Origin of the sequence: Candidatus Brocadia sp., assembly GCA_021646415.1 — a bacterium.
Classification (GTDB): domain Bacteria; phylum Planctomycetota; class Brocadiia; order Brocadiales; family Brocadiaceae; genus Brocadia.
The window spans coordinates 54,098-69,797 of the sequence record SOEU01000011.1 but is presented as its reverse complement, the minus strand read 5'-3'; the positions used below and the strand labels follow the sequence as shown (position 1 = coordinate 69,797).

Sequence of the window (15,700 nt, the reverse complement as noted above, 5' to 3'; positions counted from 1 at the left end):
ATCATAAATGCAAAGGAGGTATCTTCGATGAAGTTACTACTTGTTTCCCTGTTTTACTTTATCTCAATGGGTATTTTTGTTGCGGAAATACTTGCGGAAGAAGAACGGCCAGACACTATGCCGGCGATCATCAGCGAGCAGACACAACTCTGTGTATTGTGTCATAAAAAATACACTCCGGGAATCGTAGAAGACTGGTTTACAAGTAGGCATTCAAAAGTCACACCGGAAATGGCTTTGGCAAAACCTGCTCTTGAAAGAAGGATTTCAAGCGATACAATTCCGGAGACCTTCATATACGTTGTTGTTGGCTGTTTTGAATGCCACGGCCAGAACGCACCAGCTCACAAGGATAACTTCGAGCACTTTGGATTTAAGATCAATGTTATTGTTTCACCAAACGATTGTAAGACATGTCATCCTGTAGAAACGGAACAATATTCTGTGAGTAAAAAAGCCCATGCCCTGGACATTCTGCAAAAAAATCCTTTATATCATACCTTTGTCGAAACGGTTCAAGGTTTAAAAGAGATCAAAGATGATAAAATAATTCCTCTCAATGCATCAGATAATTCAAAATCTGAAACATGTTATGCCTGCCATGGCACTCGTGTTACGGTGAACGGAAAGAAAAAAATATCAACCGATATTGGAGTTATTGAAGTTCCTGACCTCTCCAACTGGCCAAATCAGGGGGTGGGAAGGATTAATCCCGATGGAAGCCTCGGCGCCTGCACCCCATGTCATGCAAGACATAGCTTTTCTATCGAGATCGCCAGGAAACCATACACATGTTCCCAATGTCATCTCGAACCAGATGTGCCGGCATTTAATGTGTACAATGAAAGTAAACACGGAAACATTTTTTTTTCAAAACAACATGAATGGAACTGGACGAATGTCCCCTGGAGGGTTGGCAAGGATTTTCAGACACCAACCTGTGCCACCTGCCATAACAGCCTTTTAACTACTCCCGATGGAGAGGTTATCGCACCAAGAACTCACGATTTCGGGTCAAGATTGTGGGTCAGATTGTTCGGACTCATTTACTCGCATCCTCAACCTAAGGATGCAAGAACATATCTGATCAAAAACAAAGACGACCTTCCCCTTCCAACTGCTTTTACCGGCGAGCTGGCCTCTGAGTACCTGATCGACAAAGACGAACAAATGCGGCGTCAAAATGAAATGAAGAAGATATGCCGCGGCTGTCACAACATTGACTGGGTTAATAAGCATTTTACCAGGCTTGATGCCACTATAGCAGAAACAGATAAGATGAGCCTGACCGCTACCCAGCTTATTTTGAAAGCATGGAATGAGGGATTGGCGGATCCGTCAAATCCTTTTGATGAAATGATCGAACATAAATGGATAAAGCAGTGGTTTTTCTATGCCAACTCGATTCGGTATGCATCTGCTATGGGTGGTCCTGATTATGCCACATTCAAGAATGGGTGGTGGTATTTAACAACAAATTTACATGAAATGCTGGATTTAACAAAAGTTCAAAGAGATAGGAAGTACTGATAAGCATTGATTAATAATTAAGTGAAAATAAATTCATTGACAATTTTGATAGGAAGGGTTAATAATATGTTTTACGTACGCTAAAAGTTTTTATTACCGAGGGTCTTCGGTTCTTTCAAATTAAATCTTTGATTACACTTCGATTTTGCTTGTGACGAAGTCATTCTGGCGGAGGATACAAGATACATTTAAACTTTTTTACTTTTTGAAAGGAGGTAGGGAAATATGTTGCATAGGAAATTTTTAGGAGTGGTTTCTGGTATAACTTTCATTGGCTTGATGGTATGCACGAATAATTTTATTTATGCCGGAGAAGAGGTGCGCAAACAAGAGACACACAAACATAGCGAAAAGGCATTGGCACCGGTACATCCAAGTGTTGATGAATTTGTTTGTCCCTCTTGTAAGGAGGTACGTGTGAGTCCGGAAAAGGGAAGGACGCTTGCTACCATGAAAATGGTTTGTCCTGATTGTAAAAATGAAATAAAAGAATTCGCAGTTCATCATTGTGATAAGTGTGGAAAAGATGTCCTTGTATGTATGATGTGCCAAGAGGCCTCTGCTAAGTTGAAAGCTGCAACGATGGAAGGAAAGTGTCCCAAATGTAAGCAAGTAAGAAGAAGACCTGTCAAGGGAAAGGCCTTGGCAGGATGGGAAATGAAATGCCCTGAATGTAAGAAAAAGACAGAGGAATGGCTCGTTCAGCATTGTGATGAATGTGGAACAGAATTCTTGTCGTGTCCAATTTGTTTGAAGGAACAGGAAAAAGCAAAATAATAAATCAGATAGTATAGGAAAAAAACAACTCTCTTTTAACGGAATTTTTCAGTTAAATTTTTATAGAAGAGAATAAATATTGTAGGGGCGAACAGTCGTTCGCCCCTACGGAAAAGATTTTGTATTTTTCTCTAAGAATACTGTAGTTAGAGATTTATCTTAATGTGAAGAAGCCGCACCATGGGGTGGGTACATGCTTTTGCCTGCCTCATATTTTTTAAATTGGTTGAATTCCTCTTCTGCCTCGGCGCTCATTCCTTTTAACAAATAGACGACACCGAGATAATTATGTGCTGTTCCTAGCTTGGGATCCAACTCCAGTGCTTTTTTGTGTGCATCTATGGCCTCGTCTAATTTTTTCTGCTTGCAATACGTTAGCCCAAGTTCGTTATAAGCGTTGGCAAGGTTGGGATTTAAAGACAAGGCCTTCGTCTGCATCTTGACTGCATCTTCAAATTGTTCATTCATACGGTAGACAACGCCCAGGCTATAATATACCATTGGATCATCTGGCTTCAATTCCAGTTCTTTCCGATAGATCTCTCCAGCTTTATCAAATTTTCCTTGTGTGTAATATGCTTTTCCAAGCTTTTCATAAGCATTGATCATCGTTGGTTCGAGTTCCAGTGCTTTTTGCCATGCTGCAATCGCTTCTTCAAAACCGCTTTTTTTGATACTTTCCAATCCGTAGTTATAATATTCTGCTGCAGTCATTTTTTCTGGCAGAACGACCTCATTCTTGACTTCCGTGGTATCAGTGCTTTCTTCATGTACGACATCCCTATTCGCGACTTCGGCATTTTCATATGCCTCTTTTTTGCCACAACTATATAAGAATAAACATACTATTGCACCTGCAACTGTTATTATCGGTAAATTTTTTCCAATTATTCCCATCTTCTTTCATCTTCTCCCACATAACCATAGTTACTATAGAGTCAATAATGAATACGTAATTTACACAATACTATCAAAAACCCCGAAAATCCTTATCAAGACATCCGCTGTGCCATGAAAGATGCGATCTCTTTGAATACCATTTTGTTTTCTACAGGAATCTCGTCAATTGTTTTATAAGCCTGTTTTACCAAATCTTCCGCATAATCCTGGGCATATTTTACGGCATGATATTTTTTATATGCATCCAGCACCCATTGTATATCGCTATCTGTTGTTTCGCCCCTGGGTTTTAACATGATCTCGCGCAAATGTTTCTTATCTTCCACGCATGCAACCTGTAATGTGTATGAATATAAAAAGCTTGCTTTGCCTTCTTTCACATCGGAACCGATTACCCCCCCACGTCCCTTACCATGGGTCAAATCGATTAAATCATCACGGATCTGAAACGCTGGTCCCATTGTCTTTCCAAGCGTCCATATTTTTTCCACAACCTGTTCCGAAACACCAGATACAATAGCCCCACCAACCATTCCACAGGCAAGATAGTATCCTGTTTTCAACTCCACCATCTTCATATATTTATCGACTGAAAAATCTTCAGCAGCCCTTGCGTTAATGTCAAGCGCCTGGCCTTCCACGGTTTTTTCGTAGGTTGACGTAAGCACCTGTAATAATTTTATCTTCTTTTCCAGTGATATTGGGCTTGCCAATGTAGTTTTATAGGCACACGCAAGGAGATAATCTCCTGCATTAATCGCATTCGCGGTACCATATTTTACCCATACCGTAGGTTGATCACGTCTTACCGTGTCACCGTCCTCAATGTCATCATGGATAAGGAACATATTGTGCAAGGTCTCCACGGCAAGGGCAAAATATATAGCCTCATCAGGATTTCCCCCTAACGCCTCGCAGGTAATCAAACAGAGTGCTGGCCTCACCCTTTTCCCCCCCGTCTGCATGTGATGCCATATAGGTTCACTCAAATAATCCTTTCTATAGGGTGGAATAAGTTCTTTTAACAGTTCATCTATCTTTGCACCGTAATTCTTAATAGATTCCTCTATGCGCATATCTGCCCCTCTTATAACACGGCATGGCCGCAATCAAAAAATAATAGGTAGTAGGTAATAGGCAGTTGACAGTAGGCAATTGGCAATGGAAATTTATCTCCTTCTGCCAACTGCTTGCTGCTAACTGATACCTATTCCCTGCCAAGAAACTCACCTGTTCTCGTATCTACCTTGATTACCTCGCCATTATTGATGAACAGAGGAACCTTTACAACAAGCCCTGTCTCCATTTTTGCAGGCTTATAAACATTCACTACGGTATCTCCCTTCATGCCCGGATCTGTTTCGATAATTTTTAAGGCAACCGACGATGGTAATTCCACCGAAATCGCCTTACCCTCATAAAAGGCTATCTTCGCCTGACTGTTTAAGGTCATATAAGGGATGGCATCTGCGACAGCCTCTTTCGGCAATAATACTTGCTCATAATTTTCTGTATCCATAAAGCAATAATTATCTCCCTCCTTATAGAGGTACTCCATCACCCGGTGTTCCAAGAATACATCCTCTACTTTGTCAGTAGACCGGAATCGCTTCTGAACTACACTTCCTTGTTTCAGGCTCTTCAGCTTTGCCTGTACCATGCCTCGCCAGTTTCCCGGTGTCACATGTTGATAATCAACCACCAAATACAATTCGCCATCCATTTTTATAACGGTACCCCTTTTAATTTCTGTAGCACTTACCAATTTCATAACTCCTCAATAAAATTTTAAAAACATAATCTTATACAAATTCCGTCATTACCGTGTCTGCAATGAATAAGCCTTTTTCTGTAAGCTTCAGCCTTTCGTCTTCATAACTGACGAGACCATCCTTTACTAATCTGTTTATTTGATTTCCAAATTGTTCATCCAGCTTGTAACCAAATCGTTTGTAGAAATCGGTATTTGATATGCCTTTACGTAACCGCAAAGACATAACTACCGTTTCTGATGCAAACTGTTCAGGTTGTAAGCATTCACCAAAAGATTGTACATTTTTGTTTTCATGTATCCCGGTGATGTATTGAACCACGTCTCTTGTGTTCGAAGTCCTGCGGCCATCAATAAAGGAAAATGCCCCCGCCCCTACCCCTGTATAACCCTTGTTTTCCCAGTAAACATGGTTATGAGAACACTCATATCCAGCCTTTGCAAAATTTGATATCTCATAGTGATTATAACCAGCACCTGTTAAATGACATATGGCTGTTTTATACATCTCTAATTCAACGGATTCATCTAGTTTGTGAATAACCTCATTCTCTAAATCCACCGTGAGTGGTGTCCCTTCTTCATACATGAGGGAGTATGTTGATATATGTTCCGGATTCAATTCAATCACTATCCTCAAATCCTTTTCCCAGTCATCGGGAGACTGGGTCGGACACCCGAATATTAAATCAATATTAATATTTTCAAAACCGCTCGTCCTTAATAAAACGAAGGCATTTCTGGCCTCATCACCAGAATGAATACGCCCAAGAAGTTTTAATTGACTATCCTGAAACGACTGAACACCCAAACTGATGCGGTTCACAAAATATTCTTTTAACAATGCAACCTTGTTTCCGGTCAGTGTGCCGGGATTTACTTCAACGGTATACTCCTGTATCTCTGAAGCCGGGATATAATGAACAACGCTGTGAAGCAGTTTTTTTAACTGAGTTTCGGTCAGTATGCTTGGCGTCCCTCCTCCAATATAAACCGTTTTAAATACATATCGCCGTTGCAGAGCACGTAATTCCTTTTCAAGGGCATGAAGATAGTGGTCAACTATTTTTGTTCCCGAGACAATCGAATTGAAATCGCAGTAATTACACTTTCTTGTACAAAAAGGGATATGGATGTAAAGGGCATGGGGAAGAGCATCTTTTTTTACTATCATTGTACAACTATAAAAACTTTAAAAATATCAATACCTTACGGTTTTCTTTGTTCTGCGCACAGCGACATTCTTTTGTTCCGTATCTGCAAGCTCTTTTCGTATAATATTTTTATAATACAACAGCCTTGTTTCCGGGTCTTCCAAAACACCTGCAAAATGTTTTGTGAGATCGTTATAGATTAGTTTAACAGGTATTTCCCTCACCCGCAATCCCCTCTTCCATGCCTGTATCCATAATTGCAGTGGCATACCATATCCATATTCCGTCACATGCAATGCCTTCAATTTTTCGACCTTATACGCCTTAAAACCACAAAAAGAATCCGTTAAACCAAAACCAGTTATGCGATTTAAAATACCGGTAATCCTTTTATTAATAAGATACCGTTCTATCGGTACGTCTGCGCCTACTCTGATGGGGAAAAGGTATCTCGACCCCGATATGATGTCATAATCATAAAAGGGAATTTCTCTTAAAAACAGAGAAATCTCTTCGGGTTCATGTTGCCCGTCTCCATCAATTGTTAATAGGTAATCATATCTATTTTTCATTGCATACGTGAATGCATCTATGATCGCTTTGCCATAGCCAAGATTTCTCGGATGTACGATCATACGAATGTTTTCGACGTTTATTAACCCCTTGCGAAGACTATAGGTTGAACCATCATCTATTACTAATACATCAAGAGAAAAATTTTTAACCCTTTGAATAATGTTATACACGGCGATTTCATTGAAGACTGGTATGGCAATAAGGATATTATTTCTGTGCATAGCGGCTAAATATTTGTGTAAGATAGTTGTGCAAAGAATGAAAAAGAACAAGTCTTGTTCTTCATTTACAATCCGATTATTATAGAAAAACTGATAATTATATAGCAAGGAAAAACCCCTTCAGCCTGATATTTTCAGTTGACATTAAAATATTGACATCACTCATTATAACTGCTAGAATTAGCCACAATTGATAAGAATAAAAAGAGGTTAATGCAGAGGCACGCCCGAAAGCAAAGCATGGCAAGCCATAGTCAAATAGATTTTTACCATATTGAGACAGCTCAATTATCTCAGGTAGTTCAGGTAGTTATTGTCAAGAACAAACGTTCGTTCCCCCCCACTGGAGTTTTTCATGATAAAGTTCCGAGGTAACTATTGAGAGTAAAAGTCGCTAAAACAGCTGGGTTTTGTATGGGTGTCAGGCGGGCTATGGACATCCTTTTGGACGCGGCAAACGAAAAAAACGAGGATGGTAGAGTATTCACTGATGGGCCACTGATTCATAATCCACAGGTACTTGAATATTTAGAAAAGCGGGGAATCCATGTCGTTAACGGACAAACCGATCTTTCTAAGAGCACCGTCGTTATCAGGGCACACGGTGTTACACCTACCCGCAGAAAAGAAATTGAAAGTACGGGTGCAAAGGTCTGTGATGCCACTTGCCCCCACGTAATGAGAGTTCAATCCATTATTAAAAAATATGCCGCACAAGGATACTCAACCGTGATCGTGGGTGATAAAGGGCACGCAGAGGTTATAGGCCTATTAGGGTATGCGGAAGGTAAGGGACACGTTGTGCAGGAACTGGAAGAAATAGACCAACTTCCCCCGATGGACAAAGTGTGTATTGTCGCTCAAACAACACAAGACAGGCGTCTGTTTAAGGAGGCTATCCAGAGGCTTAAAAAACGGTATTCAAACTGCGAATCATTTGAAACTATTTGCAGTTCCACTTACAAACGACAGGATGAGGTCATAAGTCTCAGCAAATCCGTGGATGCCATGATTGTTGTTGGCGGACGGGGAAGCGCCAATACCACCAGACTGGTTAAGATATGCGAGTCTCAGGGAACGCCAACATTCCTTGTTGAAACGGATGCCGAGTTAGACCTCAGTAAGCTCAGAGATTATGATACGATTGGTGTAACCGCGGGCGCTTCTACCCCCAACTGGATGATCAAAAGGGTTGTTGAAAAGGTACATTCTTATAAAGTAAACAGATACGGAAGGCTTTTCTTTGGTTTAAAAAATATCGCTAGTTTTTTCATTGGAAGTTGTATGTATGCGGGCTTAGGGGCAGCGAGTTTAAGTTATGCATGCGCTGTATTGCTGGGAGTTCAACCCCGGTTAAGCTTTTGTCTGATTGCCGCACTCTTTATATTTTCGATGCAGGTTCTGAATCACTTTGCAAATAAAGAAGCCGTGGCGCTCAATGAACCGGCAAGGGCTAAATTCTATGAAAGGAAACAAACCCTCTTCATTGGTCTTGGTATTACCGGAGCGATGGCATCCTTTATTCTGGGATTTATCCTGAGTAAATCCATTTTTTTCTGCATCTTCCTCGCCAGTCTCTTTGGCATTTTTTATCGATTAGAGATCATACCAAAGGGTATGTCCCGTGTGATCCGTTATAGAAGTCTTGAACAAATACCTGGCTCAAAAGAGATCTTTTATAGCATTGCGTGGGCCGTCAGTACTGCGTTAATACCTTTCCTCGGGACCAGAAAAAGTTTTATGCCGTCGCTTGCCATTGCAATTGCCTTTGCATCCAGCCTCGCATTTATCAGGGCGGTGGTCCTTGATATACGTGATATTCAGGGTGACCGTATTTTAGGGAAAGAAACGATCCCTATTGCGATTGGAAAGGAACGAACAAAGACAATTCTTATTATCATCACTGCATTAATCGCTGTTCTGTTGTCCGTAAGTCCGTTCCTTGGATGGACAAACTCATTGGGATATTATCTTCTCCCCTGCATTGCTTATGCCTGTGGGTATCAATATCTGTTCCAGAAAAAAATTATATCAGAAGGTCTCTTACCTGAAACTGTTGCTGATTTTAACTTTATATTTGCCGGTATAATGGCCTTTGTTTGGAAATCAAGCTACTTTTAGACTGGTGATAGTTTATGGAAGAAAAAAGGTACGGAGTGTTCACTCATTTTAAAAAAGACGTCAGAAAAAGGATGTTGACAGGCCTGTTATTAATCCTGCCTGTCTATGTAACCTTTTTTGTTGTAAAATTTCTCTTCAGCTTCGTTGGCGGCACGCTCGCTCCAGTTATCAAAAAGTTCTTGCAATTCTTAGGTGTTGCCCTGCCAAAGACCTCCCTTGATGAATTTATTATTACCTTTTTGGGGCTTATTCTCACATTCCTCGCATTGTACTTTATTGGCATATTTGCAGCCAACTTTGTTGGTAAGGCCATTATTAATTATTTTGAAAACCTCTTAACAAAAACCCCCGTTATTAGAAACATATATTCGTCCGTAAAACAGATCATTAATGCAGTAAGCTTACCTGGCAAGCAGTCTTTTAAGCGTGTGGTTTTCATAGATTTCCCAAAAGAAGGTACAAAATCTATTGGGTTTGTAACAGGTGCGACGCAGTATAATAATGAACACAAATTTATCAGCGTATTTATACCAACCACACCGAATCCAACAACAGGATTTTTAATCTATACCACTGAAGATGCTGTTATCGATACGAATCTTACGGTAGAAGAGGCATTTAGAACACTCCTTTCAGGTGGCGTTCTGACGCCTAAGGATATCAAATCGCCATTCAAGACCGTTGGTACATAAAATTTTGAATTGGCGTGAGTCCCAAAAATATCGCCGTACCTTTGGCTAAAAGCAGTACGAAATAGTGTGGGAGTGCATGTCGGCTGGTGTCGGCGACGGACTTCAAATCCGGTCTGTCCCGCTTTTAGCGGGATAGGTGGGTTCGATTCCCACACGCTCCCGCCACTATATTTTATATATCAAATATTTAGGACTTTTGATACCCCTAAAAAATCGTCCCCGATTTATTATTGGAGAGATAAATCATGAAAGTTGCGATAACTGGTCTGACAGGGTTTCTGGGTCATTATGTAGCAAAAAAACTCTTTGAGAGAGATGTTTCCATTCAGGCCCTTATACGAAATACCAGCAACACCTTACACCTTCAAGATTATCAGAAAAAGATCACTTTTCTACAGGGTGACATGACCGATAAAAAGACTTTGAAAAAATTTGTACAAGGCGCCGATGTGGTCATCCATATGGCCTATGAAAGGGATGGGGCTTCTTTTCGTGAAGCAGCCAATAAGGACATCAAACGATTTGTAGAGGCTAATCTGTTGGGCAGTATAGAACTTCTGGACGCCTCTAAACAGGCAGGTATCAAACAATTTATCTTTATCAGTTCCTGTGCGGTATACGGGTACATTTTTCCCCGTATCAGGCTGGATGAATTACATCCTCTCATACCCGATTCAAATTATGGCGCCTATAAGGCATCCGTTGAGGCATTTTGTCATCCATATTACTTGACAAAGATCTTTGATACAACCATCTTTCGTCCCGTAGGTATGTATGGCATAAATCCACACCTGGCCCACTCTGCCTGGTATAATATCGTGAAGGACATTAAACAGGGCATAAACGTTGAAGTTTCAGGTGGCGGAAAGGTTGTACATGTAGAAGATGTAGTTCAGGCAATAGACTTAGCAATGAGCAACAAAGAGGCCTCAGGGAAAATTTACAATCTGGTGGACTTTTATGCTGATAACATGACAGTAGCACAAATAACCAAAGAACTCTGTGCTTCTCAATCCAACATCAGTGGCACTCCCAAACAATCCATCCACACCATAGATAATACTCAATCTAAGTCCTTAGGCCTACGTTACGCCGGGATTGAGGGTTTAAAACGATATATTCGAGAATTACTAAACCTCACTTAACAAAACCTTCACACATCTTTTTTCCGACAAAATTGCTTTTTAGAGACGAATGCTCCGCTAGCCAGTCCGTATCCCTGACTCGGTTTCCTGATTTGGCATTTAGCAACGCTCTCATATACAGATTGAAAATCCTCCAAACAGACCCTACCAATTATTTGAATAATAGCTTCTGCGATCATTCTCTGTAAATGGCAGAAACTTATTCCTGCCGGGGACCGCACCTCGAATAATTCACGCCATTTCTTTATTGATCAAACGCAAGGCAGGGGCTTATCACTCATTCAGACCTTTTCTACGCCGACCTCTCACCCAGTCATGCTAGTCTTCTTCGTAAAAAATACTAAATACCTTCTAAATTTATTTTTTATTATTCCGATAATCCGAGGTAACAAATGCAATGAAAAGGCAATATATGCAAAGAGGTAAACGTTTATGCAAAACCCTAATATCATGACAATAAAACAAGTCGCAGAATATCTTAAAATAAGTCCCCGCACAGTATATAAGTTAGTGAAGGAAGGGGCAATCCCTTCCTTTAAGATAATGAATATGTGGCGATTTGAGCAGTCTAAAATTGATCAGTGGATACAAGAAAAAAGTGAAATTAATAACTTCAACGTAAACGGAGGTAAGGAACATGCCAAAAGTGCTCATAATTGATGATTCGGCGGTCATGAGAAAGATTATTCAGAGAAACATCCAACAATCTGGCCTGATCGTGGATGAATTTGTCGAGGCAGGAGACGGAAGGGAAGGTCTTGAAAAAGCCATTTCCAATAATATCGACTTAATCCTCTGTGACTGGAACATGCCAAACATGACAGGAATAGATTTTGTCAAGGCCTTCAGGGGGTCGGGCCAAAAGAGCAATGTTCCAATTGTAATGGTGACCACAGAAGGCAGCGAGACAAAGATTGAAGAGGCAAAAAACAGCGGTGCAAATGGTTATCTGACAAAACCGTTCACACCGGAACAATTGAAGTCCAAATTAGGAAATTTCTTACTCGTAAAATAGTAGCCACATCGCTTTTTATGCGTACTTTGAAAGTTTAAAAACTCAGATAAAGAAAAGGAGAAAATATATCATGGCGTTAGAAAGTATGATGGAAACCATCGCATCGGATATTACCGAGTCTACAAAGACACTATTTGAAACGATGATTATGATGGATTTGAAGTATGACGAGGCCTCATTGGTAGACGATACACAAATAAAAACGGATGTTATCGGCATGGTAAGCTTCACCGGTAAATATCACGGTGTTATTGCCCTGTTTTGCTCAAAAAGGTTCGCATTAAAGGTCGCATCAACTATGTTGATGACAGAACTGACCGAATTTTCGGGCGAGGTTAAAGATGCCATCGGTGAAGTATCAAACATGATCGCAGGAAATGTAAAGACAAAACTGGCGGCCCAATATGGTGACATGCATCTCTCCATACCAATTGTAATCGCAGGAGAAGGTCTTTCTATCACCGCTGTAAACAATCACCCTGTTGTAGCTGACACAACACTTTCCTGCTTCAGTAAAGATCCCTGGCTCATGACACCCTTTATCTCCAACAACGAAAAGTTTAACATCGGCTTATTGCTCAAAGAATCAAACAAATAGATATTCAATAGTAATAAAAAATGGAAAAATCCCCAAACAAAAAGACATCTTCTAAATTAGAGGAAACTCTCGTAAGTACATTTCCGCGGATTTGTACCGATTGTGGCAAGCTGACGAACAAACAGTTTTTCCTGACAAATCCCATGCTACAGAATACAACGCTAAACTCATTTATTAAAAAGATCAATACAAGTCATGTAATGGCAAAGCTGGCAATAGAAGAGTTTTACGAAGGAGAATTGTATTTAATCTTTGCGGTAAAGGAGGCTATTACCATTGGAAGTCTCTTGTTAACCCTTGAAGATGCTGTAATCAGAGATAATGCAAACAAAGGTCTTTTTGACAGTGATTGCGCGGACGCATTTAAAGAATTTACAAATCAGGTCTGCGGTATGCTGGATAATGAATTAAGACCGAAACTACCCAAACCCATCCATCTGAAATTAACAAGTACAGTTCTCATGGACAAAGAAAACGCAAGCACCGGGCTCAGTGAAGAAGCCTTGAATGAAGAATGTCTTATTCTGACGGCAACGATGCGCATTCTGGGTTTTGATGACGGTCAATTCATACTAAGCGTGTCAAAACTGGTCGGCGAAGAGTTTTTTTGCGAGGTAATCGAAGAGAACAAAAAGCAGTTCAAGGGTACTATACTTGCCGTAGACGATTCAAACACAGATTTACGAATTATCCGGAAACTTTTAAGCAGTGAATATAAAGTATTGGTCACTGACAATCCAAATAGCGCTCTCTCTCTGCTTCAAAAAGACCATGTCGACCTTGTGCTGATGGATATTTATATGAACGGTGTTGATGGGATAACACTCTGTGAACGTATTAAAAGAAACGCCATGTCCAGCACGATACCGATCATTATGTGTTCCTCTGCTCCAACACAGAATAATGTAATACAAGCCATCCGCGCAGGTGCAGTAGATTTTCTTGTAAAACCTTTTACAAGACAAAAATTAATTGAAAAGATCAATAAACACATAGTTGACAATAACATACTTTTAAATTCCTCGTAAGTTATTACTTTAACCTGATGAAAATACGGATACCACAGATTCCACAGATGATTCTGTGATTTCCTTTAAAACTTGATTTATGAGGATACAGAATATGGAAGACAATATAAATTTTATGGACGATGTTGAAATTGTTAAAGAATTTCTTGCCGAATCTTGTGATCACCTGGAGGATGTTGAATCTAAGATACTGCAGTTAGAAGAAAACCCGGAAGATATGGATATTATTAACGGTATATTCCGTCCTATTCATAGTATGAAGGGCAGCGCGGGCTTCCTGGGTCTGAAAGATATCGGTAAAGTAAGCCATGAATTAGAAACCCTTTTGGACGAAGCAAGAAAGGCAAAAATAAAAATCACATCAGAAATTATTGAAATCCTGTATGAAGGCGTAGACATATTAAAAAAACTGAGAGAAACTATAGCAAATAAAGTAGATAACAAAGATACTTCAACAGAGGTAATTGACTACCAACCACTTTTATCAAAGATATCCGCTATTTTAGGGGGGAATCAAAATTCATCTTCACAAAAAGATAATGATACTCATTTTCCAAAAGAAAAGCATATCGGTGAAATATTACTTGAAACCGGTGATATTAGCAAAGATCAGTTGGAACAGGCATTAGAAGAACAGAGATGTAGAAAAAAACTGGGTGAAATATTACTCGAAAAAGGGATAACCACACCTGAGAAGATTACCAACGCACTTAAGATTCAGTCGGTAATTGGCAAGCCATCGTCTGAAACCGTTAAAGTGGATACCCAAAAGTTGGATAATCTTGTTAACCTTGTGGGCGAACTGGTAATTGCTAACGCCCTCATCAGTGAGACATTTGGTAACACCAGCAATGGCACAAATAAAAATCTTTCCCACCTTAACAAGATCGTCAAGGACATACAGGACCAGGTTATGTGCATGAGAATGGTGCCTCTGAAATCAACATTCCAAAAAATGGCCAGACTCGTGCGGGATGTTTCTGCAAAAGTGGGCAAGAAAGTACGGCTGGAAATTTCCGGGGAAGATACAGAATTGGATAAGACAGTGATTGAAGAAATCGGTGACCCGCTTGTACATATTATTAGAAACTCGATCGACCATGGAATCGAACCTCAGGAGGAACGAACAGCCAGAGGGAAATCTGCTGATGGTCTTGTGCGATTAAATGCCTTCCATCGGGGTGGTAATATCGTTATTGAAATCGAAGACGACGGTAAGGGTCTTTGTAAAGAAAAAATTTTGAAAAAGGCTATTGAAAAAAGACTGATCGATGAAGATGCCACACTCTCCGATCAGCAAATCTATAATCTCATCTTTGCTGCCGGGTTTTCTACGGCAGACAAGGTGACTGATGTCTCAGGGCGCGGTGTAGGCATGGATGTGGTAAAAAAGAACGTTGAACGTTTGCGGGGGAAGATAGAAATTTTTACGGTTGAAGGAAAAGGCACCAAAATTTCCATCAAACTACCCCTTACCATGGCGATCATCGATGGCATGATTGTACAGGTGGGGCCGGAAAAATATATTGTCCCCATGCTCTCTATTGAAGAATCCATTCGTCCGAAAAAAGAAGACGTTTCTACCGTGCAACAACGCGGAGAATTGATTAATGTACGAGGCAATTTGTTACCTATGGTGCGACTACACACCTTGTATAACGTTAAACCCAAAAAAATGAATCCCTGGGAGGCCCTTATCCTTATCGTTGAAGGTGAAGGGCGAAGGTGTGGGATACTCGTCGACGACCTTCTGGGTCAACAGCAGATAGTTATTAAGAGTTTGGGAGAACAGTTCCGCAATATTCAGGGAATCTCCGGCAGCGCCATACTTGGAGACGGACACGTAGGTCTTATCCTTGATGTGGGGGGTATTATGAGTATTGCGTTGAATTAACTATCAGCTATCAGGTGTCAGGTATTGAGGATTGGGGGGGGATGAACAATGTCAGACAATATCAGAAGTTCCTAGAATTTGGAGGTTTGGCAAAAGGCGATGAATTTAGCTGTAGAATGCTATGGGATAACGAGAGTCCTCCCTAAGAATGAATCATACGGCATGAGTAGCCAATTACAGCGCTCAGTTATTTCTATTTCATCACACAGACTCTAAGAAAGGAGGTACCATACAAACAAGTGCAACTGAGCTTCTAAAACTACGTATAGGCCATTATA

16 protein-coding genes and 1 tRNA gene are annotated in these 15,700 nt (G+C 40.4%); 12 read left to right on the top strand and 5 right to left on the bottom strand.

Features of this window, described 5'->3' with window-relative positions; translation table 11 throughout:
- Window positions 1-27: 27 nt before the first annotated feature.
- Both E3K36_10380 and E3K36_10375 read left to right on the top strand, forming a co-directional pair.
- Window positions 28-1,530 carry a hydroxylamine oxidase gene (locus E3K36_10380; GenBank protein ID MCF6155639.1) on the top strand — a complete coding sequence of 501 codons (1,503 nt, stop codon included), beginning with the start codon at window positions 28-30 and terminating at the stop codon, window positions 1,528-1,530.
- A 225-nt stretch (window positions 1,531-1,755) separates the two neighbouring features.
- On the top strand, window positions 1,756-2,307 hold the full coding sequence (locus E3K36_10375; GenBank protein ID MCF6155638.1) for a hypothetical protein: 552 nt from the start codon (window positions 1,756-1,758) through the stop codon (window positions 2,305-2,307).
- A gap of 159 nt (window positions 2,308-2,466) precedes the next feature.
- Here E3K36_10375 and E3K36_10370 read toward each other — a convergent pair whose 3' ends face one another.
- The 5 genes from E3K36_10370 to E3K36_10350 all read right to left on the bottom strand — a co-directional run bounded on the left by E3K36_10370 (window position 2,467) and on the right by E3K36_10350 (window position 7,037).
- Complete coding sequence (locus E3K36_10370) at window positions 2,467-3,204, bottom strand: tetratricopeptide repeat protein (protein MCF6155637.1); 738 nt, start codon at window positions 3,202-3,204, stop codon at window positions 2,467-2,469.
- Window positions 3,205-3,299: 95 nt separating this feature from the next.
- On the bottom strand, window positions 3,300-4,283 hold the full coding sequence (locus tag E3K36_10365; protein ID MCF6155636.1) for a polyprenyl synthetase family protein: 984 nt from the start codon (window positions 4,281-4,283) through the stop codon (window positions 3,300-3,302).
- A 131-nt stretch (window positions 4,284-4,414) separates the two neighbouring features.
- On the bottom strand, window positions 4,415-4,972 hold the full coding sequence (gene efp, locus E3K36_10360; GenBank protein MCF6155635.1) for an elongation factor P: 558 nt from the start codon (window positions 4,970-4,972) through the stop codon (window positions 4,415-4,417).
- A gap of 37 nt (window positions 4,973-5,009) precedes the next feature.
- Window positions 5,010-6,152, bottom strand: a complete 1,143-nt coding sequence (gene hemW / locus E3K36_10355) for a radical SAM family heme chaperone HemW (GenBank protein MCF6155634.1) — start codon at window positions 6,150-6,152, stop codon at window positions 5,010-5,012.
- Between the two features lie 27 nt (window positions 6,153-6,179).
- Window positions 6,180-7,037 carry a glycosyltransferase family 2 protein gene (locus E3K36_10350; GenBank protein MCF6155633.1) on the bottom strand — a complete coding sequence of 286 codons (858 nt, stop codon included), beginning with the start codon at window positions 7,035-7,037 and terminating at the stop codon, window positions 6,180-6,182.
- A 270-nt stretch (window positions 7,038-7,307) separates the two neighbouring features.
- Between E3K36_10350 and ispH the strand changes: the two genes are divergently transcribed.
- From ispH to E3K36_10300, 10 genes are all read left to right on the top strand, one after another.
- Entirely contained in the window at window positions 7,308-9,050 is a 1,743-nt protein-coding gene (gene ispH, locus E3K36_10345; protein ID MCF6155632.1) for a 4-hydroxy-3-methylbut-2-enyl diphosphate reductase, read from the top strand.
- Between the two features lie 14 nt (window positions 9,051-9,064).
- Window positions 9,065-9,742: a DUF502 domain-containing protein gene (locus tag E3K36_10340; GenBank protein ID MCF6155631.1), complete on the top strand. Its 678-nt coding sequence runs from the start codon at window positions 9,065-9,067 to the stop codon at window positions 9,740-9,742.
- Window positions 9,743-9,810: 68 nt separating this feature from the next.
- A tRNA-Sec gene (locus tag E3K36_10335) sits at window positions 9,811-9,907 on the top strand.
- An 80-nt stretch (window positions 9,908-9,987) separates the two neighbouring features.
- Window positions 9,988-10,887 carry an NAD(P)-dependent oxidoreductase gene (locus E3K36_10330; protein MCF6155630.1) on the top strand — a complete coding sequence of 300 codons (900 nt, stop codon included), beginning with the start codon at window positions 9,988-9,990 and terminating at the stop codon, window positions 10,885-10,887.
- A gap of 432 nt (window positions 10,888-11,319) precedes the next feature.
- A complete protein-coding gene (locus E3K36_10325) occupies window positions 11,320-11,547 on the top strand; it encodes a DNA-binding protein (GenBank protein ID MCF6155629.1) in 228 nt (75 codons plus the stop codon).
- On the top strand, window positions 11,525-11,902 hold the full coding sequence (locus E3K36_10320) for a response regulator (protein ID MCF6155628.1): 378 nt from the start codon (window positions 11,525-11,527) through the stop codon (window positions 11,900-11,902). Before E3K36_10325 ends, E3K36_10320 begins: the two co-directional genes overlap by 23 nt.
- 70 nt (window positions 11,903-11,972) lie before the next feature.
- Window positions 11,973-12,500, top strand: a complete 528-nt coding sequence (locus E3K36_10315; GenBank protein MCF6155627.1) for a chemotaxis protein CheX — start codon at window positions 11,973-11,975, stop codon at window positions 12,498-12,500.
- A gap of 20 nt (window positions 12,501-12,520) precedes the next feature.
- Window positions 12,521-13,528, top strand: coding sequence for a response regulator (locus E3K36_10310; GenBank protein MCF6155626.1), 1,008 nt, complete (start codon window positions 12,521-12,523; stop codon window positions 13,526-13,528).
- A 79-nt stretch (window positions 13,529-13,607) separates the two neighbouring features.
- Window positions 13,608-15,422: a chemotaxis protein CheA gene (locus E3K36_10305; GenBank protein MCF6155625.1), complete on the top strand. Its 1,815-nt coding sequence runs from the start codon at window positions 13,608-13,610 to the stop codon at window positions 15,420-15,422.
- 99 nt (window positions 15,423-15,521) lie between these two features.
- On the top strand, window positions 15,522-15,638 hold the full coding sequence (locus E3K36_10300; GenBank protein ID MCF6155624.1) for a four helix bundle protein: 117 nt from the start codon (window positions 15,522-15,524) through the stop codon (window positions 15,636-15,638).
- Window positions 15,639-15,700: the final 62 nt, after the last annotated feature.

Coding starts and splice junctions, on each gene's coding strand:
- E3K36_10380 (MCF6155639.1), top strand. CDS start 28: ATGAAGTTACTACTTGTTTCCCTGTTTTACTTTATCTCAATGGGTATT.
- E3K36_10375 (MCF6155638.1), top strand. CDS start 1,756: ATGTTGCATAGGAAATTTTTAGGAGTGGTTTCTGGTATAACTTTCATT.
- E3K36_10370 (MCF6155637.1), bottom strand. CDS start 3,204: ATGGGAATAATTGGAAAAAATTTACCGATAATAACAGTTGCAGGTGCA.
- E3K36_10365 (MCF6155636.1), bottom strand. CDS start 4,283: ATGCGCATAGAGGAATCTATTAAGAATTACGGTGCAAAGATAGATGAA.
- hemW (MCF6155634.1), bottom strand. CDS start 6,152: ATGATAGTAAAAAAAGATGCTCTTCCCCATGCCCTTTACATCCATATC.
- E3K36_10340 (MCF6155631.1), top strand. CDS start 9,065: ATGGAAGAAAAAAGGTACGGAGTGTTCACTCATTTTAAAAAAGACGTC.
- E3K36_10330 (MCF6155630.1), top strand. CDS start 9,988: ATGAAAGTTGCGATAACTGGTCTGACAGGGTTTCTGGGTCATTATGTA.
- E3K36_10325 (MCF6155629.1), top strand. CDS start 11,320: ATGCAAAACCCTAATATCATGACAATAAAACAAGTCGCAGAATATCTT.
- E3K36_10320 (MCF6155628.1), top strand. CDS start 11,525: ATGCCAAAAGTGCTCATAATTGATGATTCGGCGGTCATGAGAAAGATT.
- E3K36_10315 (MCF6155627.1), top strand. CDS start 11,973: ATGGCGTTAGAAAGTATGATGGAAACCATCGCATCGGATATTACCGAG.
- E3K36_10310 (MCF6155626.1), top strand. CDS start 12,521: ATGGAAAAATCCCCAAACAAAAAGACATCTTCTAAATTAGAGGAAACT.
- E3K36_10305 (MCF6155625.1), top strand. CDS start 13,608: ATGAGGATACAGAATATGGAAGACAATATAAATTTTATGGACGATGTT.
- E3K36_10300 (MCF6155624.1), top strand. CDS start 15,522: ATGAATTTAGCTGTAGAATGCTATGGGATAACGAGAGTCCTCCCTAAG.